This window comes from Pseudarcicella hirudinis, assembly GCF_900115665.1.
GTDB lineage: Bacteria > Bacteroidota > Bacteroidia > Cytophagales > Spirosomataceae > Pseudarcicella > Pseudarcicella hirudinis.
This window is the reverse complement of record NZ_FOXH01000007.1, coordinates 200,713-225,256: the sequence shown is the minus strand read 5'-3', so window position 1 is coordinate 225,256 and position 24,544 is coordinate 200,713. Positions and strand designations below refer to the sequence as shown.

Annotated in this window: 25 protein-coding genes; 7 read left to right on the top strand and 18 right to left on the bottom strand. The window is 38.2% G+C overall.

From position 1 onward, the window contains the following. Positions 1-22 precede the first annotated feature (22 nt). Together BM179_RS14255 and BM179_RS14250 are read right to left on the bottom strand one after the other, a co-directional pair. Positions 23-1,117, bottom strand: a complete 1,095-nt coding sequence (locus tag BM179_RS14255; protein ID WP_092017850.1) for a Nif3-like dinuclear metal center hexameric protein — start codon at positions 1,115-1,117, stop codon at positions 23-25. 209 nt (positions 1,118-1,326) lie between these two features. Then, positions 1,327-2,058, bottom strand: coding sequence for a head GIN domain-containing protein (locus tag BM179_RS14250; RefSeq protein ID WP_092017812.1), 732 nt, complete (start codon positions 2,056-2,058; stop codon positions 1,327-1,329). A gap of 104 nt (positions 2,059-2,162) precedes the next feature. On the opposite strand from BM179_RS14250, the gene BM179_RS14245 reads away from it, so the two are divergent. Then, entirely contained in the window at positions 2,163-2,603 is a 441-nt protein-coding gene (locus BM179_RS14245) for an NUDIX hydrolase (RefSeq protein ID WP_092017811.1), read from the top strand. Positions 2,604-2,652: 49 nt separating this feature from the next. Here BM179_RS14245 and BM179_RS14240 read toward each other — a convergent pair whose 3' ends face one another. Together BM179_RS14240 and BM179_RS14235 are read right to left on the bottom strand one after the other, a co-directional pair. Continuing rightward, positions 2,653-4,062, bottom strand: coding sequence for a high affinity choline transporter 1 (locus tag BM179_RS14240; RefSeq protein ID WP_092017810.1), 1,410 nt, complete (start codon positions 4,060-4,062; stop codon positions 2,653-2,655). 63 nt (positions 4,063-4,125) lie between these two features. Next, positions 4,126-6,294, bottom strand: coding sequence for a S9 family peptidase (locus tag BM179_RS14235; RefSeq protein ID WP_092017809.1), 2,169 nt, complete (start codon positions 6,292-6,294; stop codon positions 4,126-4,128). A 374-nt stretch (positions 6,295-6,668) separates the two neighbouring features. On the opposite strand from BM179_RS14235, the gene BM179_RS14230 reads away from it, so the two are divergent. From BM179_RS14230 to lpcA, 4 genes are all read left to right on the top strand, one after another. Next, positions 6,669-7,259, top strand: a complete 591-nt coding sequence (locus BM179_RS14230; RefSeq protein ID WP_092017808.1) for a LemA family protein — start codon at positions 6,669-6,671, stop codon at positions 7,257-7,259. 81 nt (positions 7,260-7,340) lie between these two features. After that, complete coding sequence (locus BM179_RS14225) at positions 7,341-7,775, top strand: TPM domain-containing protein (RefSeq protein WP_092017807.1); 435 nt, start codon at positions 7,341-7,343, stop codon at positions 7,773-7,775. 42 nt (positions 7,776-7,817) lie between these two features. Continuing rightward, complete coding sequence (locus BM179_RS14220; protein WP_092017806.1) at positions 7,818-8,591, top strand: TPM domain-containing protein; 774 nt, start codon at positions 7,818-7,820, stop codon at positions 8,589-8,591. 249 nt (positions 8,592-8,840) lie between these two features. Then, entirely contained in the window at positions 8,841-9,416 is a 576-nt protein-coding gene (lpcA, locus tag BM179_RS14215; protein ID WP_177219411.1) for a D-sedoheptulose 7-phosphate isomerase, read from the top strand. A 100-nt stretch (positions 9,417-9,516) separates the two neighbouring features. Here the strand turns inward: lpcA and BM179_RS14210 are convergent, their stop codons facing one another. Further along, complete coding sequence (locus BM179_RS14210; protein WP_229632952.1) at positions 9,517-10,233, bottom strand: methyltransferase domain-containing protein; 717 nt, start codon at positions 10,231-10,233, stop codon at positions 9,517-9,519. A gap of 164 nt (positions 10,234-10,397) precedes the next feature. Between BM179_RS14210 and BM179_RS14205 the strand changes: the two genes are divergently transcribed. After that, entirely contained in the window at positions 10,398-11,186 is a 789-nt protein-coding gene (locus BM179_RS14205) for an SDR family oxidoreductase (RefSeq protein ID WP_092017804.1), read from the top strand. A gap of 38 nt (positions 11,187-11,224) precedes the next feature. On the opposite strand, the gene ftsA is transcribed toward BM179_RS14205, so the two are convergent. The 13 genes from ftsA to BM179_RS14140 all read right to left on the bottom strand — a co-directional run bounded on the left by ftsA (position 11,225) and on the right by BM179_RS14140 (position 23,662). Further along, the gene (gene ftsA, locus BM179_RS14200) at positions 11,225-12,562 is read right to left on the bottom strand and encodes a cell division protein FtsA (RefSeq protein ID WP_092017803.1); all 1,338 of its coding nucleotides are present in this window, start codon (positions 12,560-12,562) and stop codon (positions 11,225-11,227) included. Positions 12,563-12,626: 64 nt separating this feature from the next. After that, positions 12,627-13,400 carry a cell division protein FtsQ/DivIB gene (locus BM179_RS14195; RefSeq protein ID WP_092017802.1) on the bottom strand — a complete coding sequence of 258 codons (774 nt, stop codon included), beginning with the start codon at positions 13,398-13,400 and terminating at the stop codon, positions 12,627-12,629. A 93-nt stretch (positions 13,401-13,493) separates the two neighbouring features. After that, on the bottom strand, positions 13,494-14,864 hold the full coding sequence (murC, locus tag BM179_RS14190; RefSeq protein ID WP_092017801.1) for a UDP-N-acetylmuramate--L-alanine ligase: 1,371 nt from the start codon (positions 14,862-14,864) through the stop codon (positions 13,494-13,496). An 83-nt stretch (positions 14,865-14,947) separates the two neighbouring features. Then, a complete protein-coding gene (locus BM179_RS14185; protein WP_229632951.1) occupies positions 14,948-15,442 on the bottom strand; it encodes a CYTH domain-containing protein in 495 nt (164 codons plus the stop codon). A 105-nt stretch (positions 15,443-15,547) separates the two neighbouring features. Beyond that, positions 15,548-16,357 carry an SDR family oxidoreductase gene (locus BM179_RS14180; protein WP_092017800.1) on the bottom strand — a complete coding sequence of 270 codons (810 nt, stop codon included), beginning with the start codon at positions 16,355-16,357 and terminating at the stop codon, positions 15,548-15,550. Positions 16,358-16,464: 107 nt separating this feature from the next. Next, positions 16,465-17,568, bottom strand: a complete 1,104-nt coding sequence (gene murG / locus BM179_RS14175) for an undecaprenyldiphospho-muramoylpentapeptide beta-N-acetylglucosaminyltransferase (RefSeq protein WP_092017799.1) — start codon at positions 17,566-17,568, stop codon at positions 16,465-16,467. Positions 17,569-17,734: 166 nt separating this feature from the next. Then, entirely contained in the window at positions 17,735-18,892 is a 1,158-nt protein-coding gene (locus tag BM179_RS14170; RefSeq protein WP_092017798.1) for an FtsW/RodA/SpoVE family cell cycle protein, read from the bottom strand. 72 nt (positions 18,893-18,964) lie between these two features. Next, positions 18,965-20,308: a UDP-N-acetylmuramoyl-L-alanine--D-glutamate ligase gene (murD, locus tag BM179_RS14165; RefSeq protein WP_092017797.1), complete on the bottom strand. Its 1,344-nt coding sequence runs from the start codon at positions 20,306-20,308 to the stop codon at positions 18,965-18,967. Between the two features lie 277 nt (positions 20,309-20,585). Then, entirely contained in the window at positions 20,586-20,912 is a 327-nt protein-coding gene (mscL, locus tag BM179_RS14160) for a large conductance mechanosensitive channel protein MscL (RefSeq protein WP_092017796.1), read from the bottom strand. Positions 20,913-21,015: 103 nt separating this feature from the next. Next, positions 21,016-21,903 (bottom strand): DUF3078 domain-containing protein, encoded by an 888-nt coding sequence (locus BM179_RS14155; protein ID WP_092017795.1) that lies wholly within the window; start codon positions 21,901-21,903, stop codon positions 21,016-21,018. A 132-nt stretch (positions 21,904-22,035) separates the two neighbouring features. Beyond that, positions 22,036-22,851, bottom strand: a complete 816-nt coding sequence (locus tag BM179_RS14150) for a mechanosensitive ion channel family protein (RefSeq protein ID WP_092017794.1) — start codon at positions 22,849-22,851, stop codon at positions 22,036-22,038. Between the two features lie 29 nt (positions 22,852-22,880). Further along, the gene (locus BM179_RS14145; RefSeq protein WP_092017793.1) at positions 22,881-23,063 is read right to left on the bottom strand and encodes a hypothetical protein; all 183 of its coding nucleotides are present in this window, start codon (positions 23,061-23,063) and stop codon (positions 22,881-22,883) included. Continuing rightward, entirely contained in the window at positions 23,063-23,662 is a 600-nt protein-coding gene (locus BM179_RS14140; RefSeq protein WP_092017792.1) for an RNA polymerase sigma factor, read from the bottom strand. Before BM179_RS14140 ends, BM179_RS14145 begins: the two co-directional genes overlap by 1 nt. A gap of 570 nt (positions 23,663-24,232) precedes the next feature. On the opposite strand from BM179_RS14140, the gene BM179_RS14135 reads away from it, so the two are divergent. Continuing rightward, the gene (locus BM179_RS14135) at positions 24,233-24,544 is read left to right on the top strand and encodes a hypothetical protein (protein ID WP_092017791.1); all 312 of its coding nucleotides are present in this window, start codon (positions 24,233-24,235) and stop codon (positions 24,542-24,544) included.

The following is a 24,544-nucleotide window of genomic DNA, read 5'->3' as shown; positions in this document are numbered from 1 at the left end:
GCGAACTTATTAACGCGTCACCTCAAAAGTACTGAACGGGATTAGTATTGACTTCACTTTTGAGAATCGCAAAATTAGTAATTTTTTTTGATAAATAGCTATGAATTAAGTCCTTTGTGAAAACTTCCGACTCATAATGTCCAATGTCACAAATTATGATGTTTTCTTCAGCATCAAAAAACTCGTGATATTTATAATCTGCCGTAATAAAAACATCAGCTTTCTGTCTGATTGCATCTGAAAGCAAAAAGCTTCCGGCTCCGCCGCAGACAGCAATCCTGCTTATATTTCTGTTTAGCAATCTGGTATGACGGATGCTTTTCAATTGCATATGATTCTTTAAATAATGCAGAAAATCCTCTTCAGTCAGGGTTTCGGATAAAGTGCCGATTACTCCTGCACCAACCTCATTATCAGTGTTTTCCAGTAAGGTCAGATAATAGGCTACTTCCTCATAGGGATGAGCTGTTTTCATAGCCTGCAGAACCTCTCTTTCGAGATGAGAGGGTAAAATTACCTCTACACGGTTTTCCTCCACTTTTTCCGGCTTTAATGCTTCTCCGATAAATGGATTTGTATTTTCAGAAGGAGTAAATGATCCGATGCCTGATGTTTGGAAACTGCAATTAAAATATTCACCAATCTGTCCTGCACCTGCCTCGCACAATGCCTTGGTTACCTGTGGAGTATGATTGAAAGGCACAAAAACAACTAACTTTTTAAGAATCTGTTTTTTCGGGGCCAGAATCCTGCAATCGGTAAGTTTTAACTTCTCAGCGATTTTAAAATTAACGCCTCCTTTTACGTGGTCAAGATTGGTATGAGAAGCATAAACAGCGATATCATTTTTAATGGCCTTAATCACGGTTCGTTCCACATAATTTTTACCGTTGAGCTTTTTCAGACCTTTGAAAACAATAGGATGATGGGCAACAATGAGATTGCAGCCTTTTTGAATGGCCTCATCCACAACCTCTTCTGTGCAATCCAGTGAGATTAAGATGCCACTGATTTCAGTTTTTGGATTCCCGGTTATCAGCCCTGCATTGTCATAACTTTCCTGATAAGCTAAAGGCGCCAGTTGTTCAATATATCTTGTAATTTCCTGAATCTGCATTTGAAATAATCTTTTAATCTGCCGAAAGATACCAATACTTTGGCAAGTTTTCAACATTCTGAAATTCAAAAGAACGGGTATTCAGAAGCTTTTCGCAGGCATTAAATAATAAAAAAGAGATGAAAACAATTCATCTCTTTTAAGAACCCTGGTATCATTTATTTTAGTGACTTAGGTGAGAACTATTCTCAGAGCTTATCTTTAATATTTTAATCTCTTTCCAGTGCGCTGCCGCCTGAAAGATTTCTGTCGATCGAAGGATTTCCCCGGTATCTGATTCTGCTTGCACCGGAGGCCCTTGCTTTCAGATATTTCAAAATGTTAATTCTGACTGAACTTGCGCCGGAGGCATCAATTTCAGCTTCGTCGGAATAGAGGTTAAACGCATAAAGATTTGATGCACCGGAAAAGTATCCGTTTATTTTCTGACACTCTCCTGATATATTTAAACTGGATGCTCCTGAAAGATCTATATTTAAAAATTGTGATCTGACATTAAAAGCGGCTTTGGAGGCATCCGAAAGAACAATATCTATAATTCCTGTATCAAAACCTTCTACATTACTTTCTGATGCTCCCGAGAAAAACACGGCTCTTAAATTGGGCATCACGATACTAATATCCATCGGAAAGCGTCTGTTTCTGTTATTACGGTAATAAATCTTCAGAACGCCATTTCTTTCTGTCATGTCGATATCATCTACATTAATCCGATCTCCTTTTGCTGACACACTAAAATGATCCCCTCTCTGCACATTCACTCTCATGGCATTTCCAATGTCCAGCTTTGTGAAATTATTGATGTAGAAATTCTTTTCTCTGATTTCAACAGGACGATCATCGTCATAAAGGCCATACCGGATATGGCATCCAGTGAGAAACAGAAACAATAACTGTATTAAGAAAAGGCTAGAAAAACTAAGTTTTTTGTTTAGTTTCATGGCACTCTAGAGATTAATTTATTAAGTTTGAGAAGTATAAATCCTAGACAAATCAGAAGTCATTTCCCCCTATACAATAAGAAAAAAAATATTTTTATTCATTTATGAAAGTAAGGCCAAGTGTATTAGTTATTGAAAATCAGCATGTTTTACTCATGCAATATTTTTACGGAGGAACTGATGTTTATAATCTTCCCGGGGGAAATCCTGATCTGGGGGAAACGCTTGAGCAAACTTTGATTAGAGAGTTGCAGGAAGAAATGGGAATTGAGATTGAAATCGGGAAAATGCTGCTTAGCGGAGAAGTTATTTTGCCTCAGCAAAAGAACGATGTACTTCATGTCGTTTTTGCAGGAGAAATTATCGGCGGAATACCTATTTTAAATCCCTCAGAAACTTCAGCAAAAGCACTGGTATGGAAACCGATTACTGAGATACAACATCTGGAAATGTATCCAAATGTTGGTTCAGAACTTCAAAGGATTTTGTTTGAAGGAAACGGTGGGCAATACATCGGAAGGATCAGACAAAAATGGCATGAGTAAGTAATTCAAAGATAAATTCTGCGGTATTTCGGGGAAAATAAGATTTATCTCAGACACTCTGATTTGCACTGAACTTTGAAGAGTTTAGCTTATCCGGGAAGAAAGAACCCAGAAAGAGCGCAATTCCTCCGGCCAATAAACCATAAAGAATTGGCGGAACTTCAGTATAAAGGTAAAAATTGCATAAAAGCCAGGTAAAAAAGCCGAAAAACATTGAGGCGATACAACCGGTAAGATTTGCTTTTTTCCAGTAAAGTCCTGCAGTCATGGGAATGAAAAGAGAAACCAGACTGAATGCAGAAGATTCTCCTACCAGGGTAAAAATATCCTGACGGCTCAATGCCATCCAGATGCTAAAGAATGTAACGAGAACAACTGAAATCCTGATGATTAAAAGCAATTGTTTATCAGAGGTTTTCGGGAAAAGCGGTTTGATAAGATTCTCACCGATTACAGCTGCAGGAGCCAGTATGGCACCGCTTGTTGTACTTAAAATAGCTGAGATCAGAGCCCCGAAAAACACAATCTGAATAAACGGAGAAGTATGCTGAAGTACCATATTCGGGATAATCATTTTGGTGTCAGCATTCAATAATTCAGGATGCAGAATTTTGGCAATCAGAGCTATAAACAAGGGCAGCATGGCAATGGTAAGGTACATTATTCCGGCTGTTATGGAAGATTTTACAGCGGTATGTTCATCCTTCGAGGCCATGACCCTTTGAAATATATCCTGTTGTGGAATTGAACCCAGCCCGACCGTTATCCAGGCAGCAAAATATTCCAGATTACTTTTCAGCGTGAAATCTTTTGGAATTATTCTGAAAAAGCCCGGAGGGGTCTGTGCAATGATATTTTCAATTCCTCCGATTCGTCGGTAAAGAATGACTCCCAGAATAATCAGACCAAGAATGAGGAGAATGTTGTGAAGGAAGTCTGTAATAGAAATGGACCACATACCTCCCATCAGCGTATATGTCATCACCAGCAAGGCACTGATCCAGATCCCTGTACTTAGTGGCAAACCTATAATTACCTGCATTACGACACCCATTGCTACCAATTGTGCTGCAATCCATCCGAAATAGGAGGGAATCATCAGAATGGCAGAAGCATATTCAGCAATTTTGCCAAAACGTAAGCCGAAATAGTCGCAAAAAGTCAGGATATTGAGTTTATAGAAAATTCTTGCATAAAAACAGCCGACCAGAACAAGACATAAAGAGGCTCCGAAAGGCTCCTCAATTACTCCGAGGAAGCCGTCTTTAATAAACTCAGCAGGAGCACCCATCATGGTTTCTGAACCAAACCAGGTAGCAAAAGTTACCATAGAGGAAAACATAAAAGAAAGCCCTCGCCCGGCCAGCACAAAATCTTCTGTATTTGAAATACGCTTTGAAGCCCACCAGCCAATCAGCAGGTTGATGAATAAATAAACAGCAATAAAAGTCAGTAGCATTTTACGCAATATAAAGTAAAAGGGAATAAGGACCAGCCGTATTCCCTTTTAGTATTTTAGGGCTTATTGATTAATTCCCATCAGATTCAGGATAAATGCATATTCTCTTGCAACATCATGAAAACGCTTGAATCGTCCTGAGGCACCTCCATGTCCGGATTCCATATCACAATGTAAAAGCAATACGTTTTTGTCAGTTTTGAGTGCTCTCAAACGGGCTACCCATTTAGCAGGCTCCCAATATTGTACCTGAGAATCATGTAATCCGGTTGTTACCAGTAAATTAGGATATTCTTTCTTTTCAACATTGTCGTAAGGAGAATACGACTTCATATAATCGTAATAAATCTTCTCTTTTGGATTTCCCCATTCTTCCCATTCTCCCGTAGTAAGCGGAATGGTTTCATCCAGCATGGTGGTAACGACATCAACAAAAGGCACGCCAGCCACAACTCCCTTATACAAATCCGGGCGCATATTGATAATTGCACCCATCAGCAAACCACCTGCAGAACCGCCATTGGCAAAAAGCTTATCTTTTGAGGTGTATTGTTCTTTAATCAGATACTCAGAACAGTCGATGAAATCGTAAAACGTATTCTTCTTTTTCAGCATTTTACCATTCTCATACCAGGCACGACCCATTTCCTGCCCGCCTCTGATGTGAGCGATGGCAAAAGCAAATCCCCGATTCAGCAAGCTTAATCTTGCACCGGAAAAATACGGATCGGTGGAGTATCCATATGAGCCATAGGCATACTGTAAAAGAGGTTGAGAACCATCTTTTTTGAATCCCTTTTTGTAAACAATTGAAATAGGAACTTTTACACCATCCCGTGCAGTGGCGTATAGACGTTCAGTAACATAATCATTTTTATCAAAACCACCTAAAACGGCCTGCTCTTTCATTAATTTCTTGTCTTTCGAATCCATATTGTAATCGAAAACCGAACTCGGGGTTGTCAGAGAAGTATAGGAAAAACGAAGCACATTGGTTTCAAAGTCCGGATTATAAGCTACACTTGCATCATAAGCCGGTTCGCCGAAATCGATATAGTATTCCTTTTTGGTATTTTCATTAATTACCCGTAAATGCATTAAACCTTCTTTTCTTTCCTGAAGAACCAAATGATTTCTGAAAACTTCCATTCCGTCAAGATAGACGTCTGCTCTGTGAGGGATTACTTCTTTCCAATTAGCTTTATCACTGGTTTTGCCTTCTTCTACTTCCATCAGCTTAAAATTTTCCGCTTTATCTTTATTGGTTCTTACGAAAAACTTATTGCCGAAATGCTCGATATAATATTGATGTCCGTGTTCTCTGGGAAGGAAAACTGAAAATTTTCCTTTCGGATCAGAAGCGTCGAGGAGTCTGTATTCGGAAGAAACACCATTATGATCCGAAATAGAAATGATATACTTTTTCGACTTGGTACGTCCTAAACCCATGTAAAACTGAGGGTCTTTTTCTTCATAAACCAATACATCACTTTTGGTACTGCTGCCTAATTCATGACGATATACTTTTGAAGCCAGAAGAGTCTGCTGATCGCGGACCATGTAGAATATCGTTTTATTATCATTCGCCCAGGCATAAGAGCCACCTTCTGTATTTTTAATTTCGTCTTTTAAAATTTCTCCGGTTTTGAGATTTTTAAACTTCAAAGTATAGTTTCTGCGGCTTAAAGTATCTACACCATAAGCCAGAATTTCATCATTGTCTGAAACTTCATATCCTCCGATGTTAAAATAAGAATTACCTTTTGCTAGTGCATTTCCGTCAAGCATAATTTCCTCAGCAGCTTCCAGAGAACCTTTCTTGCGGCAATACAAAGGATATTCTCCTCCTTCGATAAATCTGGAATAATAGTAATAACCGCCATCTTTGGTAGGAACCGATTCATCCTTTTCTTTGACCCTGCCTTTCATTTCGTTGAATAAAGATTCCTGAAAAGCTTTAGTCGGAGCCATAACTGTATCGGTATAGGCATTTTCTTCATTCAGGTATTTGATCACTTCGGGGTTCTCGCGATCTTTCAGCCAATAATAGTTATCAACCCGGGTATCTCCGTGAATGGTCATAGGATGGGGCTTTATCGCCGCCACTGGTGCTTTAATTACTTCTGGATTCATTGGTAAAGATTTTTTCATTTCCTGACAGGCTTGTGTTATGGTAAGAACCGTCCCTAAAGTCAGAATTTGTTTGAAATAATTGGTCTTGTTTTTTTTCATAGCTGTTGACAGAAGACTGAAATAATAGATTTATTTTTTGAAGATATTCATAGAAATTCAGTAGTTTTATCAGAGCGTAAAAATGATAAATAAATAAGAGAAACACAATTTTAGACCGTTCAGCCACGCAAATCTTATCCTTAACACACAAAAAGTTTGTATATTTCTTCAAATTATTACTTTTGACACATCATTTCAATGAATTAGTACCGGACGGGAATCTCAGTATTGAATCTGTGAAAAATTCCAATGATTTTCCCGGAGCTGAATTTTATGAAATAACTCAAATTTGTAAACAGAGCGGGAGGTGATTGCCTGAATCTGAAATGTAAATCTTTTCAATCAAAACTATCAACTAAAAAATTACCAAAACTATGTCAAGAGGACTTATTATCGGTTTAGTCGTTGTTGGGCTAATCGTATTCTGGGGTATCGGTGTCAGAAATGGACTGGCTACAAGCAATCAGGAAGTTAAATCGGCTTGGGCTAATGTACAAACAGCATACCAGCGTCGTGCTGATTTGATTCCTAACCTGGTAAAAACTGTACAGGGAGTAGCTAATTTCGAAAAAAGTACACTTTCGGATGTAATTTCTGCACGTGCAAGTGCTACACAAATCAAATTAGATGCTAATGATCTGACTCCTGAAAATATGAAAAAATTCCAGGATGCACAGTCTCAGTTAAGCGGAGCATTATCCCGTTTGATGGCAGTTTCTGAAAATTATCCTCAATTGAAAGCTACTGAAAATTTCTCTGAATTGCAGGCTCAGCTTGAAGGTACAGAAAACCGTATTAAAGAAGAACGTGACAGATTTAACGGAACTGTTCAGCAATTCAATAATAAGGTAGTAACCTTCCCGAACAGTCTTATCGCCGGTTTCTCGGGTTTTGCTGAGAAAGGATATTTCGAGGCTGATCAGGGTGCACAGAAAGCTCCTTCTGTTGATTTCGGAACAAAATAATCATGAGATGGCAAATGTTGCAGGATGAGGCCTAGTCAGCATTTATCCTGCAACATTTGCTATTCATAATGAACAAAAAACATGTCTCAAAACTTCTTCACAGAGGCCCAGAAGGCTCAGATCATTTCTGCGATAAAATCAGCTGAATTAAATACCTCAGGTGAAATCAAGGTGCATATTGAAGCAGGCTCAGGGCTCAATCCAATGGATAGAGCCATTGAGGTATTTTCAATGCTGGAAATGCATAAGACCGAACAGGAAAATGCAGTGCTGTTTTATCTGGCAGTTTCCGATAGAAAATTCGCCATTTTGGGAGATAAAGGAATTGATAAAGTAGTACCTGAGAATTTTTGGGAAAGTGTGAAAGAACTTCTGAAAAGTTACTTTGTCAGGAATGAATATGCAGATGGACTTGTTGCCGGAATTCACCTTGCCGGTGAGCAGCTGAAGAAATACTTTCCTTATCAATCGGATGACATTAACGAGATTTCTGACGATATTTCTTTTGGAAACTAATCATTTTTGCTCCTCTCATCAGAGGAACCTTTATTTTTCGCCATGCTGAAAATCATTTCAAAATATACCTTCCTTTTATTCTTAGTTTGTACTTTATTTCTCTCAAAAGCGCAGAATATTCCGGCTCAGCCTAATCCTCCGAGGTTAGTTAATGATTTCGTGATGATACTTTCCGGCGGAGAAAGAGAGCAATTGGAGCAGAAACTAAGAGGATATGCCGATTCCACTTCCACACAGATTTCCGTAGTAATTGTAAAAAATACAGGAGATTCTGATCCTTATGATTATGCAATGAAAATTGCCAAGGACTGGGGCGTTGGTCAAAAAGATAAAAATAACGGAGTATTGCTCCTTTGGGCTACCGAAACACGTAAAATCAGAATCGTAACCGGAAGAGGCATAGAGGCTGTTTTACCCGATGCAGTCTGTAAAAGAATTATCAATACTGTTCTGAAACCTAATTTTCAGGCTGGTCAGTGGTATAGGGGACTTGATGATGCCACTACAGAAATGATTAAACGTGCAAGCGGAGAATTCAAAGCTGATCAGGAAGAAGATGGCGGTGGGGGAGGTAATATTGTCGTCTTTGTTATTATCATTATCGTAATTATCATTTTTATCATTATTTCTTCCAGAAATAACCGTGGGGGAGGAGGTCGTGGATTCAATTCCGGAGGGATGTGGTTCCCGCCGGTAACCATGTCATCCTGGGGAAGCTCTTCCAGAGGCGGAGGTGGTGGTTCCGGAGGGGGATTCGATTTCGGAGGATTTGGTGGAGGCGACTTTGGTGGCGGAGGTGCCGGAGGCGATTATTAAAGCTTTAGTAGGGGTTTATAAGTACATGATTAAAGACCGCTTTGATTTCGGATAGATATATTCCCGGATTGAAGCGGTTTTCTTTTGAAGTGACTGATAATCAGTGCCATTCAATAAATTATCAATTCTATTCTGAGTAGTTCATCTCAATTGCTTCAATAATCCTTAATTTTGTCGGAAATTGTTTATAAAAGGTTGTGATTGAGAATTCAAAAATCTTTGAAAAACCTGTAAAATCTAATTATTGTGATTCAAACTATTATTTCTCAGGAATTAAATGAGGCGCAAATAGTGCTTCAGAATTTTCTTTCAGATGAAAAAAATATTGCTGCTGTTGAATCAGCAGCTCATTTAATGGCTGATGCGATTAAATCGGGGAAAAAGATCATTTCCTGCGGTAATGGGGGCTCTCACTGCGATGCTATGCATTTTGCAGAGGAACTTTCCGGACGTTACCGTGATAACCGTAAAGCCTTGCCTGCTATTGCTATTTCAGATGTTTCCCATATTTCATGCGTAAGTAATGATTATGGTTATGATTTTATTTTTTCCAGATTTATTGAAGGTTTAGGAAATGAAGGGGACGTATTATTAGGTATTTCAACCAGTGGAAACTCTGCCAATATTATTCGTGCGGTAGAAGCGGCCCGTGCAAAAGGAATGAAAGTTATTCTTCTTTCCGGAAAAGACGGCGGGAAATTAGCAGGTACAGCAGATGTGGAAGTAAGAGTGCCTCATTTTGGCTATGCCGACAGGATTCAGGAGGTGCATATTAAAGTAATTCACATTTTCATTCTTTTGATTGAAAAGCTGGTTTTAGCATAAGGTTTTTAACATAGGGGGATAGGAGGAATTTTTTCAGAAAATAATTGAATTCCGGAATGATTTACTGAAAAATGTAGATAATCCTTTCCCCTGATTTATTTTATACATACAAAACAACTTCCCACCTGAATGCCCATTTCCATTGAATGGAGTACTTTGTGAAGCCGGAGGCAATAATGATTTTTTCGAGATCAGATCTTCTGAAGGCCCGCCATACGGAAAGCTTCGCATCGTTTTTTACCAGATATGATTTGAGGAAAAGCCTTGTAATCCAGGCAATGGAGTGATAGGCAAACCAATGCCGGTGAATATCGTTAATAATGACAGCTTTTGAAGCTTGTCTCCTGAGTTGAGAAAATAGCTTTATCAAAAGATCGTCTGAAAAATGATGACAAAAGAGAGTCATAGTTATAATATCAAATGAAAGCTCTTTAAAGGAATCCTCAAAAACATTTTCCTGTAAATAGCTTATTTCCGGGAAATCCGCAGTTCGTTTCTGCGCAAAACGAATCATAAAGTCATTGGCATCAATCCCTGTAAGTTCTGAGGATAAATACCTTTTTCTTAGCCATTTTGCCATCACGATTAACATATCCCCGCCACCACAGCCTAAATCAGCAATCTTCAGTTTTCCTATAACGGAATCCGCTTGGAAATGTTTAAGTGCTTTTCCAAGCCCGGATAAGGTAACCTGATTTCCTCCCAGAAAACGGTTAATTAAAGCAAGCTCTTCCAGATTCTGACGGAGCGCATCATTGTCCAGCGTTAAATCATCTATAAGCTCTTTTTCATTACTTCGGTAAGATAAATCAGGCACGATTTCAGAGATTTTAAAATTATGAATGCTATTTTTATAAGCTTATATTAAGCCTGGAAACGAATATTACATTGCCTGAATATAATCGATTGAAAGGAAAGGCTTGTACATTATGGTTCTTTTTCTTAAAGTCTGTATAATTTTAATAAAATTTAGCGGAAGTCATGAATTTAGATTTAAGTAATAAAAACGCCATTGTTTGCGGAAGCACGCAAGGCCTGGGATTTGCCACCGCTTACGAATTATCCCTTCTGGGAGCCAATATTACACTTGTGGCAAGAAATGAAAGCTCTTTGCAGGAAACGCTGAAAAGGCTTGACAGTACTAAAGGGCAGCGGCATAATTATTTCGTAGCAGATTTTTCAAAGCCTGAAGAAGTAAGATCCGGAATTTCAGGGCATCTGGAAAAATATCCTGTTGTACACATCCTGGTGAATAATACCGGAGGCCCGGCTGGCGGCGCAATCATTGAAGCAAAACCCGAGGAATTTGCACAGGCTTTTTCAAATCATCTGATCTGCAATCATATTCTTACGCAGGCTTGTGTACCTTCGATGAAAGCCGAAAGATTTGGCAGAATTATAAATATTATTTCTACTTCGGTTAAGCAGCCTATCACAGGATTAGGGGTGTCGAATACTACAAGAGGAGCGGTTGCCTCATGGGCAAAAACACTGGCGAATGAGCTGGGGCAATTCGGTATTACAGTGAATAATGTTTTACCGGGTTATACCAAGACGGCAAGACTTGACTTTGTTATAAATTCAAGGGCAAAATCAATGAATGTTCCGGTGAGTGAAATGGAGAGAGTTTTTCAGGCTGATATTCCTGCCGGAAGATTTGGAGAAGCTTCTGAATTCGGGGCTGTAGCAGCATTTCTGTGTTCTCCCGCCGCAGCGTATGTAAATGGCGTAAATATACCTGTTGACGGAGGCAGAGTCAGCAGTCTTTAAACAAAGAAAGGCTTGCCATAAGCAAGCCTTTCTTTGTTTCAGTATTTATCTGAATCTCCCAGATCATCTCCTAAAACCATTTTCTTAATGGTGCCAAAAATGTTAAAGGCACTTTTTGAAGTAGATTTTTCTGGTTTCTGTGGATTTGCTTCTTTTTTCGGAGCCTGGTATTTCGGTGCATCAACTCTGAGAATCTTATAACCTTCTTCTCTCTCATCCATTGATTTGAAGCCATTCCATACCAAACCTACTGCTGTGGCATAAGAAGGGCTCTTAATCTCTTCAGAAACTGTTTTTCCCAGGTTTTCATTCGGGTATCCGATTCTTACATAGCGTTGTGTAACTCTTTCGAAGAGTTCCGCAATATAAGGGGTTTGAACACTTCCGCCTGTAAGCACAATGCCTCCCGGTAGTCTGTTACCGTATCCCGACTTACTAATCTCAGCAACAATCATCGCAGCGATTTCTTTCAAACGCTCTTCAATGATAATAGACAGGTTTTTAACAGAAATTAAATCAGGTCTGCGACCATTAATTCCCGGAATTTTAACAACTTCTTCCAAAGGAACTTCCTTACTTTCTGCAGAACCAAATTTGATTTTCAGCTGCTCTGCCTGATTATTCGAAATATTACATCCCAATTCTATGTCATTGGTAATGGTATCTCCGGCATAAGGTAGTACAGCAATATGTCTGATTACTTTTTTATAGAAAATAACGATTTCAGTAGTGCCGCTGCCAATGTCAATCAAAGCTACACCTGAGTTTTTTTCTTCTTCAGAAAGAACAGCCAGAGAAGCTGCCAGGGGAGAAAATACAAGACCTCCTTCAATTTCCATTTTCTCTTTCGCTCTCTCAATACAACGCTTGGTTTTTTCCATGGCAGAAGTAGGGGAGGTAACGATTTGAAAATCACATTGAAGTTTGAGTCCGCTGATACCAACAGGTTCGTAAATTCCTGTACTTGAGTCAACTATATATTCCTGTGGCAGTGTATGTATAATGGAATTACCTTGCGAAATAAAAGAACGCTTGGCATCTACAACAATCTGATCGACGTCAGTAACGGTTACTTCTTCTCCGGGTGAATTACGAATAATAGCTGCACGGTGTTTCGAACTATTTATATCTGGTCCGGCTACACTGGCAATAACCCCTCTTACATCAATGTTTGCCTGATTTTCTACCTGGGCTATTGCATCTTTGATGGCATCAGTAGTCCGGTTTACATTCAGAACCACACCTTTAGAAACAATACCCGTGGTATCGGCTTTTCCCAGGCCTAATATTTCAAGCTTACCCTGATTATCCAATCTGCCTGCAACGATGCTTACTTGCTTACTGCCAATGTCGAGTCCAACGATGATGTCACTCATAGATAAATTTTGTTAGTGATACTGATTCAAAGAAAAAGATAAGACCCGTTTCTTTTTAACGTACCTATTCACAAACAACTTGATTACGGTACTTTACGCTTACTTTTCGATAGCTGTTCCAACCTTTGGCGGGGAGGATGTCTTTGTAAAATATTTTCAGTTTTTTGAATTTTACTTCAATGTCAACGGCCAGTCCAAATTCAATTTTATGATTTCCGGCTTCGGGAATAAATGTTATTCCACCATCCTTTTCAACAATCATTTGAGTGAGTTGAGCTTTCCAGAAATCGTCATTATTTATTGCTTTGATAAGAGTTAAGAGAGAGCGACTTTTGGAATCTCTTAAATTCTGCATTTTTCTGTCAAAATAGGGGCCTGAAAGTAAAAGAACTCTCGCGGTGTAATGTGGTGAAATCCCTATAAAATCACCATCTTCGCTAACGTAATTGTCTGTAAAGTAGGCACTCCCTCCATTTGAGCTGATTGTTCTGGCGATGGGGACGTTTTCTGTCACATCTACACTCATTCCTCCACTCAGATCTCTGTGAACCTGGCAAGACTTAATTAATCTGTTAGATAAAACTCTTGCTTCAATTCTTTTAAAGTCAATTCTTTCAAATAACTTTCCTTCCGGATGATCTGTCCCGTTTTTTGAAATTAAATCTTTAATTTCTTTGGTGGTGACCAGATGCTTTTCTGTTTTACCATCAATGCTCACATTGACTGATTTACAACGTTGTTTTCTGTGAATATTTTCGGCAAAGACAATAACCGACAATAACAATACTGTCGAAACAACAATCCAAATTACTTTTTTAAATCGAACAAAGATTTTCAAAACTTCTCAAAATAAGGCAAAGTTCAGAATTTTTGGAAAATATACACGAATTTAGCATTTTTTCCTTATCATTCAGAAGGAATTATTATCAGTTTAATTTAACAAACCCTTAATTTTCGGAATTAAGGTATCTATATCGCCGGCTCCGATTGTCACCACAAGCTCCGGTTTTTTCTGCGTTAACAGATTTAATACTTCTTCTTTGCTACAAATAACTTTATCTTTCAGTTTCATTTTATCAAAAATTATCTGAGAAGTAACCCCTTCCATTGGTAATTCTCTGGCCGGATAAATATCCAGTAATAACAAATCGTCGGCCAGATCCAGGCTTTCAGCAAATCCATCCTGGAAATCATTTGTTCTTGAGAATAAATGCGGCTGAAAAATGGCAGTCAGTTTACGATTCGGATAAAGTGCTTTAACAGAAGATAAGAACGCCTGAATTTCAGTTGGGTGATGGGCATAATCATCGATATAAACCACATCTTTATTTCTTACATGATATTCAAAACGACGTTTTACGCCTTTGAATGTACAAATTCCTTCTTTTACTTTTTCCGGAGAAACGCCTGCCTGTAAGGCAACAGCTGTAGCTGCCAGGGCATTTTCTACATTGTGAAATCCGGGAATGAGCATTGAAACATCCGTGATTTTCCCATCCGGATAAACAATGTCAAAAATCATTTCTGCATTTTCAATTCTCAGGTTTTCAGCATGGAAATCTCCGTTGTTTAACGAGAATTCTTTGGTTTCATTGTTTGTATAGGCCTGAAGATGAAGCCCTTCTCTCTGATATAGCTTTCCGCCAGGTTTGATCTGTCCTACAAACATCTGAAAGGATTTGAGAACATGATCATGATCTCCGTAAATATCCAGGTGATCTGCATCAGTAGAGGTTACAATTGCTAAATCAGGAAACAGGGTCAGAAAGGAGCGGTCAAATTCATCTGCCTCAACTACACACATTATCTCATTCATTCCTTCATTCAGGAGGAAATTGGTACCGTAATTCTGGGTAATTCCTCCTAAAAATGCGGTCACATTTTTCCCTCCGTTTTTCAGGATATGTGCAACCATCGAAGAAGTAGTTGTTTTACCATGTGTTCCGGCTACAGCAACGGTAAACATATTCCGGGTAAGTAAACCCAAAACCTGGGAACGTTTCATTAAAGTAAACCCATTGTCAATCAGAAAGTTGTACTCCCGGTGGTTTTTGGGAATGGCCGGAGTATAAACCACAAGTGTCTGAGCAGGGTTCTGTAAAAATGCTTCAGGAATCAGAGAAATATCATCCTCAAAGTGTACAGGAATACCTTCTGCTTTTAAGGCATCCGTTAAAGGAGTGGCGGTTTTGTCATACCCTGCAAGCTGATAACCATTTGCGATAAACCATCTTGCGATAGCTGACATTCCTATCCCTCCGATTCCTAAAAAATAAATGTATTTTAATTCTTTTAAATTCACTTGTTTAATGGTTTGAGTAACTTCAGTTGGTGTTCCGCAGATTTTGACAGGGAGGAACCCTTTTCCGGGATTTTTCCTGAAAATTACCAGTTTTTAAAGGGTGTTTCAGACAAATTTGAATTGTAATATCTTTTGTCATGGGTTACTTCCGTATCTACCCATTCAGGGATAAGATATTTTTCTGACTCCGATTCTAATTCAATTTCCGCTACAATAAGGCCTTCATTGGCTCCTGAAAATACATCAATTTCCCAGATTTTACCTTCAAAATCAATTTTATACCTTATTTTGTCAATATTATTCTGAGTAAAAGTATCCAGTAACTCAATGGCTTCTGACAATGGAATCTGATATTCATATTCCAGTCGGCTGAGCCCGGTTGTTTTACCTTTGATGGTAATAAAACCATGTAAATCGGTTGCTCTGACTCTGATTGTCTTTTCCTTGTCCGACAATAAATATCCTTGCCGGTAATTTACACCCTGAGGTTTAAAAAGAGCTTTCCACAGGTCATGTTTTACCAGATATTTTCTTTCTATCTCCAATCCCATTATAGCATCTGATTCTTTCTTAACCATCCAAAATAGGCAATCTTTGGACGGTTTTGTGAATATATTCGATATTTTTTGAAAAATTTTATTTACCGGAATTGAAAATCAGGAAAAACTAAGACTGTGTTATTCCTAGCCATTGTCTGCAAATTCAGGATAAAGCATCATTCCACCGTCGATATAGAGTGTTTCTCCTGTGATGTAATCGGCATTGTCTGAAACAATCCAGGCCGCAGCTTTGGCTACATCTTCCGGTTTACCGATTCTTCTGTATGGAATTAATTCTAATAAAGTGTCCATTTTGGCAGGATCCGACCACACACTTTTATTGATAGGTGTTTGAATCGCTCCCGGACTAATGGCATTTACTCTGATTTTTAAAGGGGCTAATTCTTGTGCAATAGATTTCATGAACATTAGAATTCCTCCTTTTGAAGCGGCATAATTTACATGCCCGGCCCAGGGAATCATGTCATGTACCGAACTCATACATATAATTTTCCCAATGGATTTTTCAGTTTTCTCCGGATCAGGAACCTGTTTTACAAAAATCTTTGCAGCCTCCCTGGCGCAGATAAATTGTCCGGTCAGGTTGGTATCAATAACTTTTTGCCAGCTGTCAGTTGACATCTGGAGGAAAGGTGAGTCAACCTGGATTCCTGTATTGGCAACCATGATGTCGAGTCTGCCGAAAGTTTCCAGGGTTTTATCAAACATTCTGAGAATATCTTTCTCTTTGCTTACATCTGCTTTTACAATAATTCCTTTTCCTCCTTCTGCTTTCACTTCATGAAGCGTATCGAGGGCTCTTTCCCGGCTGCTGTTATAATTAATTACGACAGATGCCCCGTTTTTAGCCAGCTCGATGGCAATGGCTTTGCCTATCCCTGAACTGGCTCCTGTAATAATCGCTACCTGATTTGCTAATAATAAGTTTTCCATTTGTTGAAAATTTGCATGTAACTGTCAAAATCAAATTCAAGTTATTCTTAACTCAGACGAATAATAAAAAATAGTGTCAGGAATCAGGGAATTGTATTTCAGAGAAATTATAGATTTTTCACCAGTTTCAATACTTCTTCTGCAATTTCCCTTGCCGCATCAGGTTTTGCCAATTGATAAATATTGGTACTCAACTCTCCCTGTTTTTCGGTATCCTGGAGAAGACTGATGGTTTGTTTGATTAACTCTTCTCTGGCATTCTGGTCTTTAACCAGAATAGCGGCATGGTTTTGTACCAGACTCATGGCATTTTTAGTCTGATGATCTTCTGCGGCAGTTGGAAGCGGAACTAAAATTGCAGGTTTGGCAGCAAGACAAAGTTCTGAAACCGATAACGCACCAGCTCTTGAAACTACCACATCTGCAATGGCGTAAGCTAGATCCATTTCATAAATAAAGTCAGAAGCATATACCTGACCCTTAAAAATCTCAGAGGTCTTTAAGGCTCTTTCGATGTAGAGCTTTCCGGTTTGCCATACAACCTGATATCCGGCATTGACCAAGGAGGTCAGGCCACCGTCTACGGCTTCATTAATTGTTTTCGCACCCTGACTTCCACCGATTACCAAAACGGTCTTTTTATCACTTTGGAGTCCAAAATGTGCCAAAGCCTGATTTCTTTTAGAACGTACTTCCAGAATATCTTTACGGACCGGATTTCCGGTTATTTTAATTTTCTTTTGAGGAAAAAAAGCTTCCATGTTTGGATAAGCCACACAGATTTTTTTGGCATTTTTTGCCAGAAATTTGTTGGTAACCCCTGCGTATGAGTTTTGTTCCTGGATCAAAAAAGGAATATCAAGCATTGTAGCAGCAAGGAGTAAAGGACCTGAAGCATATCCTCCGACGCCTATCGCCACATCTGGTTTGAAGTCTTTGATAATCCTGCGGGCTCTGGTATAACTTGTGATCAACTTTCTCGGGAAAGAAAGATTAGCCAGCATGCTGGAACGATTGATTCCTGCAATGGGAAGACCGATAATCGGGTATCCTGCTTTTGGAACTTTTTCCATTTCCATTTTGCCTTCTGCTCCTACAAAAAGTACTTCTATTTCAGGATTAATCTCCTTTAACGCATTAGCAATGGCAATTGCCGGGTAAATGTGGCCGCCGGTTCCACCACCAGAAATGATAACTTTGGGTGCTCTCAAGATAGTTTTTATTTAATGTCGAAGAAAGAGTAAAATCTACACAGGCATTTCTGATAAAATATTGATTCAGCAGATAAGAAATAAGTTTTCAGTAGAAGCTTCTTTCTTATCCTCACATCATTTATCAGAAATCCACCGGAGTACTTTCTTTATAATTGTGTGTTATTTATTTCAATACAGAATCTTTTACTTTATCCCGGCTTACTGAGATAATAATACCAACTGTTATTCCGGTAAAAATCAGGGAACTTCCTCCCATACTCAGTAAGGGGAGGGGTTGGCCTGTAACCGGTCCCAGACCTGTGGCAACACCCATATTTACGAGCGCCTGAATGACCAGGCTGAAGGTTAAGCCTGCAGAGAGTAAGCCACCGAAGGCCCTGCCGCTGCTATCTACTGCCTTCATACCTCTATACAAAAACCAGAGATATAATCCTAAAACGGTTATCCCCCCAAGCGGTCCCCATTCTTCGATAATGATGGCATAAACGAAATCGGAATCAGCCTGAGAAAGAAAATACCGCTGCTGGCTTTTTCCAGGCCCTTTTCCAAGTCCTGCTCCATTGGCAATGGCATAGAAACTTCTCTCAATCTGATAATCCTCGTCCTTTGCCGCATCTTTCTTTTTGGTACCTTTTATACCGGAAATATAATTGTTTATCCTGTTTCTCGCTGTCTCAATCCTGCTTCCTGTACCCGTCATCACTAAAATAATTGCGGCAAATATGATTCCCATAACCGACATTACGAGGTATTGTGTGGGAACCCTTCCAAAAAACATCAGTAAAAAACAGGTTGCAAAAAGAAGGACGGCTGTAGAAACGTTGGTTAATGAAATACAGGCACAAACAATTACAATTTTCAAAACCATCGGAAGTAATTCCGTGAATTTATATTCTGCTTTTGCCAGATGCTGCCTTCTGGCCAGCATTCCTGCCAGATTGGTTATTAAGGATAATTTTGCCAGATCGGAAGGCATAAATGTCATTCCGATAAGTGGCAGACGAACCCAGCGACGGGCATCATTGATAGAAACCCCGAATTTGTAAGTGTAAATCAGCAGAACAATTGAAACAAGTACTCCAAACCCTGAAATTCTTGAAAAGTAATGATAATCTATTCTGTGAAAAGACCACATGGCAATCAGCGCAGCTATGACCAGTGAGCTATGTTTGAACAGAAATGACAGGGTGCCGCTTCCGGAAGTAATGGCATATCTGCCTGTTGCACTGAATACAACAACAACACTAATGAGAGATAACAAAGCCACAATCGTCCAGATTTGGTAATCTCCCTTGAGGTTTTGTCTGAGCCAGGTCGTCATTGTGAATAGTTAATAATTGTCTTTATAAAATAGCAAATGGTCAAAATGGATAAATCAGAATTGTAATTTATCTTAATCCGTAATCAGTTTTAAAACGTTACTCTTAAACTGATGTCCGCGGTCTTCGTAATTTTTGAAGAGATCAAAGCTTGCACAGGCCGGGGACAATAGCACGACGTCTCCGGATTCACTCAGATCCGAGCTTAACTGAACGGCTTTCTCAATACTATCAACATCGAAAATCAATGGTACAATATTTTCGAAGAAATGAATGAGTTTGTGGTTATCTTTCCCCATACAGATCAAAGCCTTTACTTTTTCCCTGACAAGGTCTTCAATCTGTCTGTAATCATTGCCTTTATCCACGCCACCCATAATCAGAATGATTGGATCATCGAAACTTCCTAAAGCATAAAAAACGGAGTCGACATTGGTTGCTTTGGAATCGTTAATATATTTTACACCTTTTATATCAGCTACCGGTTCAAGACGGTGTTCGGCATTTTGAAAGGTGGTAAGGCCTCGTTTTATGGCTTCATTATCAATTCCCAGAGATTTAGATGCTAACATAGCAGACATGGCATTTATCGCATTATGAGAGCCTTTCAGGGGAAGATTTTCCAACGCAATTGTTAAATCAGAGCCCTTATAGTTTACATGTAGAAATCCATCTTTCAAAAATGCTCCTTCTGAAACCTCTTTTACCAGTGAAACAGGCAGGTAATTAACCGGAAATTGTTTTTTGTTTAATTCCTCAACCAAAGTATTACTTTCCTGATAGAAAATAAAATCATCGGCAACTGTCATATTTTGCAGAATTCTGAATTTGGAATCAATATAATTCTGAAAAACGTAATTGTATCGGTCTAAATGATCCGGGGTAATATTTAACAGAATAGCAACATCAGCTTTGAAATCATAACAGTTATCCAATTGAAAACTGCTTAACTCCAGAACATAATAATCAAAGTTGTCTTCAATAACCTGCTTGGCGAAACTTTCCCCGATATTTCCGGCTAATCCAACTTTCAATCCTGCTTGTTTAAGAAGGTGATAAGTAAGGAGTGTGGTGGTTGTTTTTCCATTACTTCCGGTTATTGCTACAATTTTAGCGCTGGTGTACCTGTAAGCAAATTCAATTTCAGAAATGATGGGCTTTTTCAGCGATTTCAATTTCTTAATTAATTCCACTTTATCAGGAATTCCCGGGCTTTTTATCACTTCATCGGCATCTAAAATCCATTCTTCGTTATGCTGCCCTTCTTCAAACGGGATTTCATTTTTTTGTAATATCTCTTTATAAGATTCTTCCAGAACCCCTTTGTCGGAAAGGAATACTTCATGTCCTTTTGCCTTTGCAAGTAGAGCAGCGCCAACACCACTTTCCCCACCACCCAGGATTACAATTTTACTCATTAAATAGTCTGTTTAGTGATAACCGACAAATGTTATCTGAATGTATGCTTGAAATTGCTGACACAAATTAACCAAAAAGTTAAACTCTTAAGTGGTTTTTGGCGAGAAAAAGATTGAATTGGTATAATTTTTAGGAGAATTGTTATTTAGTGAGGAGGCAAGCAGTACAAAAAAAATCAATTGCCGGATTTTGCAGGAGAGAGGGAAAGAAGCGGAGGAGAAAGGGGGTAAAAACTAACCCTCCCGGAAGGCCATTCGGGGAGGGTTAAAAGATAAATTATTCTGCTTTTTTCTCCGATAACCCCATAGCATTAGCAGCCTTTACAATCAGGAAAACTACATAAGCTATAATGAGAAAATTGATAATTACTCCCAGAAAATTTCCATAATTAAGAACAATAGCAGGAGTGCTTCCTTCTGCCGCTTTTAAGATAATACCTCCTTTGGTATTGATGCCTCCGTTGGTAATTAATCCTACAACCGGCATGATGATATCATCAACAAGGGAGGTGGTAATTTTACCAAAAGCAGCTCCGATGATAACACCGACTGCTAAATCCAGTACATTGCCCTGGGCAATAAATGCTTTAAATTCTTTAAACATAGTTTTGATTGGTCTATCAGTGAAAAGAAAAGATTAGGATGAACAGTATTTATTGTTTTGTAATTTTCATGAAACTTTCCCGAAAAAGCAAATTTTACCACTTTTACAGGGTATAAAGGAACCCGATTCCGAAATTATGGAGTTCCTGAATATGATAACTTTGGGTTTGATCATACAGGATAATAAAATCTACTGTTGCACTTAAATACTTGTTTATTTTCGCAGCAACTTTGGCATCTAATCTGTTATAAATGGCAGGAATATTATCATAACTGATAAACATCTGGTGTCTGAGTTTCAGATTCACATTTGTCATGATATCCTTATCAAAAGTTGAAACGATCTGCAGTAAACCTACTTCGTTTTTTATAGTATTACCTGGCGCAACTCCATAGGCGGGAAGAATTTTTCCCGTTGTATCAGCTAGAAAGACATCTTTATTTGCTACGATAGTCTGACGCATAGTTAACGGAGAAAAAACCATGTTAAAATAAGTCTTTGGTTTCCATTCAAGACCTATTGCTTCTGTGATATAGGCAGGAGCAAATAAACCGGAAATTAATGTCTGGGTATTTATTCCGCTTTTGTCCTGGCCATATTTAAACCCGTTTGCGAATTGTGACTGAAAGTTCAGATCTCCTACAAGCAGCCATTTATCAGAGAGTTTTCTTCCGACTTTGCTGTCAAAGAATATCCGGTCAAAACTTTTTCTGAGTCCGGACTCATTTGCTATAAAACCAAACTGCGACTGAAAATCATTTACCCAGCTCCAGACATCTTTATTATATTCACCTTTGGTATTGAAAAATAAATTAAGAGCTGTTGAAGTTTGTGATCCCGGAACCCAGTTAATGTATCCGGAATTACTAAATGTCAATCCCATCTGGGTTGTTTTTTTCCAGTAACTCGTGTCTTTTTTAGCTTCCTGAGCGTTTGTTCTACCTGAAATCAGCAGGCCAAGTATCAGCAGAACGAGAGTAATTTTTTTCATAAAAAGTATGGATTTGTTATTAAAATAAACTAACAGCGAAAGCCTGACTATCAGATTAAGCCAGGGGTCAATTTTAATGAAGGAGTCAGGAAAGATTAATTAAAAACCAATTTTTAAATCAATAAAGGAAAATTAATTCAAAATTTCAATTTTTTTTACCTGTAACATGTGCAGGGGTAAGATTGTTTGAGTTTCTCCGGTTTTTAGTACAATTGAAGTATTGTTAATGGAGATAATTTCACCCTTAATATCATCAATCAGAATGACCTGCCCTTCTTTAAATTTATTCTTGCTATAGAATGAAGACAGAATATTTGCCAAAACGTCACGCGAGGCCATACCATAACCTATGGCAAAAGCAACAATTACCCCGCCAAGAATAAGGTTAAAACTGGATTCCAGTAGGCCAGTTTCAATACCAATCTGCTTAAGAGAGGCTATAATTGAGATAATTAAGAAGAAGAAGAAAGCAAAATTTGCAATTAATTTTCCTGATTCAATGCCCATGGATTTGCAAATCTTTATGATGTACTGCTTAAGTTTTTCCGCAATTAATACACCTAAAATCAGCATGAAAACAGAAGCAACCGCCTTAGGAATCATATTAACGATAGACTCGACCATATCGGTGAGTACTTTCATTCCGAGGGTTTCAGTTGCTGCAGTCAGGAAAACAAGCATAATAAAGTAATACAATGATTTGGAAATCACTATACTTAATTTAATATCTCCCAGTTTTCTGACAATATCAATCTGGTTCAGCTTCTCGCCAAGGCGATCAATTCCAGCTTTGTCCAAAGCTGCTTTCGACAATTTTGAGACTAATTTCGCAACCACATAACCAATGATGATAAGCACTAATGCCCCTAAGAACTTCGGAGCAAAATTCTGAAGATGTTCAAGTAATTTACGGAATGTTTCAAGAAGGATTTCCTGGATGTTAGGCATAATCTAGGGATTTAAGTGTATATCTTCAATCAATATGGGTCTTTCTTTAATGCAGCACTGATAGCATTAAAGAAGTTGCCGACAAATAACTCAATGATGGCGCTTGTATTTCGAATGGAATCAATTTCCGAAGAGATTTCTTTTTTCAGATTTTCCGGAGCTGTTACATTTGGTTCAATCTCTTTAAAAGCGTTTTTTTTTTCTTCTTCCATTAGTGATGATCATGCCTAAAAAAAATACTCAAAAACTTTGTTGTAATAATGGCCCAAAAAAGCAGGTTTTCCAAATAGATTTTTTTAAGTTTTTCTTTGGCACGGAGAAGACGCATTTTTACTGCACTTTCAGAGATATCCAGAGATGCAGAAATTTCCTTAATACTAAGATCATCCTGGTATTTCATCATTAGAATAGACCGGTCTTCCACAGAAATATGTTCAAGAGCTTTGTTGAGCTTTTTAGCTTCCATTTCTGCAACCTGAGCATCTTCAAAATCATCAACAAAATCAAAGTTTTCGTCAAGTTCGACTTCTGCTTTTTTCTTGGCTATTCTCAGTTGGTCTATACAATAATTATAAGTAATCGAAAAAAGCCAGGTTGAGAATTTAGATGTCTCTTTGTACGATCCTATATTAAGAACCAGTTTCAAAAAAATATCATGGGCAAAATCTTCAGCTTTAGCCTCATCCTTTACGAATGACAGACATTTACGATAAACTTTGTCACTATATCTATCATAAATATGCTCAAAATAAATATTTTTCTGAGTATCAACGAATAGACGAACCAATTGTTCATCAGAGAATTTTTTCATGGATTTAGGTCAGTGATATTAAATTGGACCTTTGAAAAATTACTAAATAACGTGGATTCTTAGGGGGTGTGTCGTTAGAAGGTGCAAATATCCCTATTAATCAGCATTTTACATAATTTTTTTGTTAAATACTTATTGATAAGTAATAAAATTCATATAATATGGGTAATAAATTACATTTTTGGATATATAATTCATTTTAAGTAAAGATTGTTCGGTAGATATGAGTATTAGCGCCTGATAAATTTTGCCTCTTAAGTAAGGTCTTGTTTCACGGATGAATCATTTTTACTTTATGTCGACTTAGACCATGTCATCTTCCAAACGTTTAAATCTCTTCCATTTTTTCATTATACTTTTAAATAACGTGTAAATACGCTATCGTTTCAGGTAATTCTACGCTGAGAAATGATGAAAATCGGGTTTAGCTTTGTATTGTTCTTTCTGTACATGGAAAGCGTATCCTATCCACATTTGATTTATCCGATCCTAACTGCTTCTCCGGAATTTTCTGTATCAAAATATTAATAAGAGACCTCTTTTACTTTTTTTCAATTAAAACTTAATACTATGGAAGATTTAAAAAATTTCGAAGATGCGCTTATGAAAAGACTCACAAGCAGCAGATTAGGAAAGGATGACCTCAAAAAGGTATCCTCTGCATTGGTTTCTCTCAAAAAAGAGGGTTTTAAGATTGATGGTGTTGAACTTAAGGATTTGAGCAGCGTTATTTTACATACACGGGGTATTTTTCCACCTCCGGGAGGTTGGGATTTTATCAGAAAACAGATGGATGCAGGTAAACTCAAACGCTTTGAGGGATTTCCACTTGGATTACTTCAGCTGGAAGATGTAAGATACCAGTTCGAATTTGAATTTTAA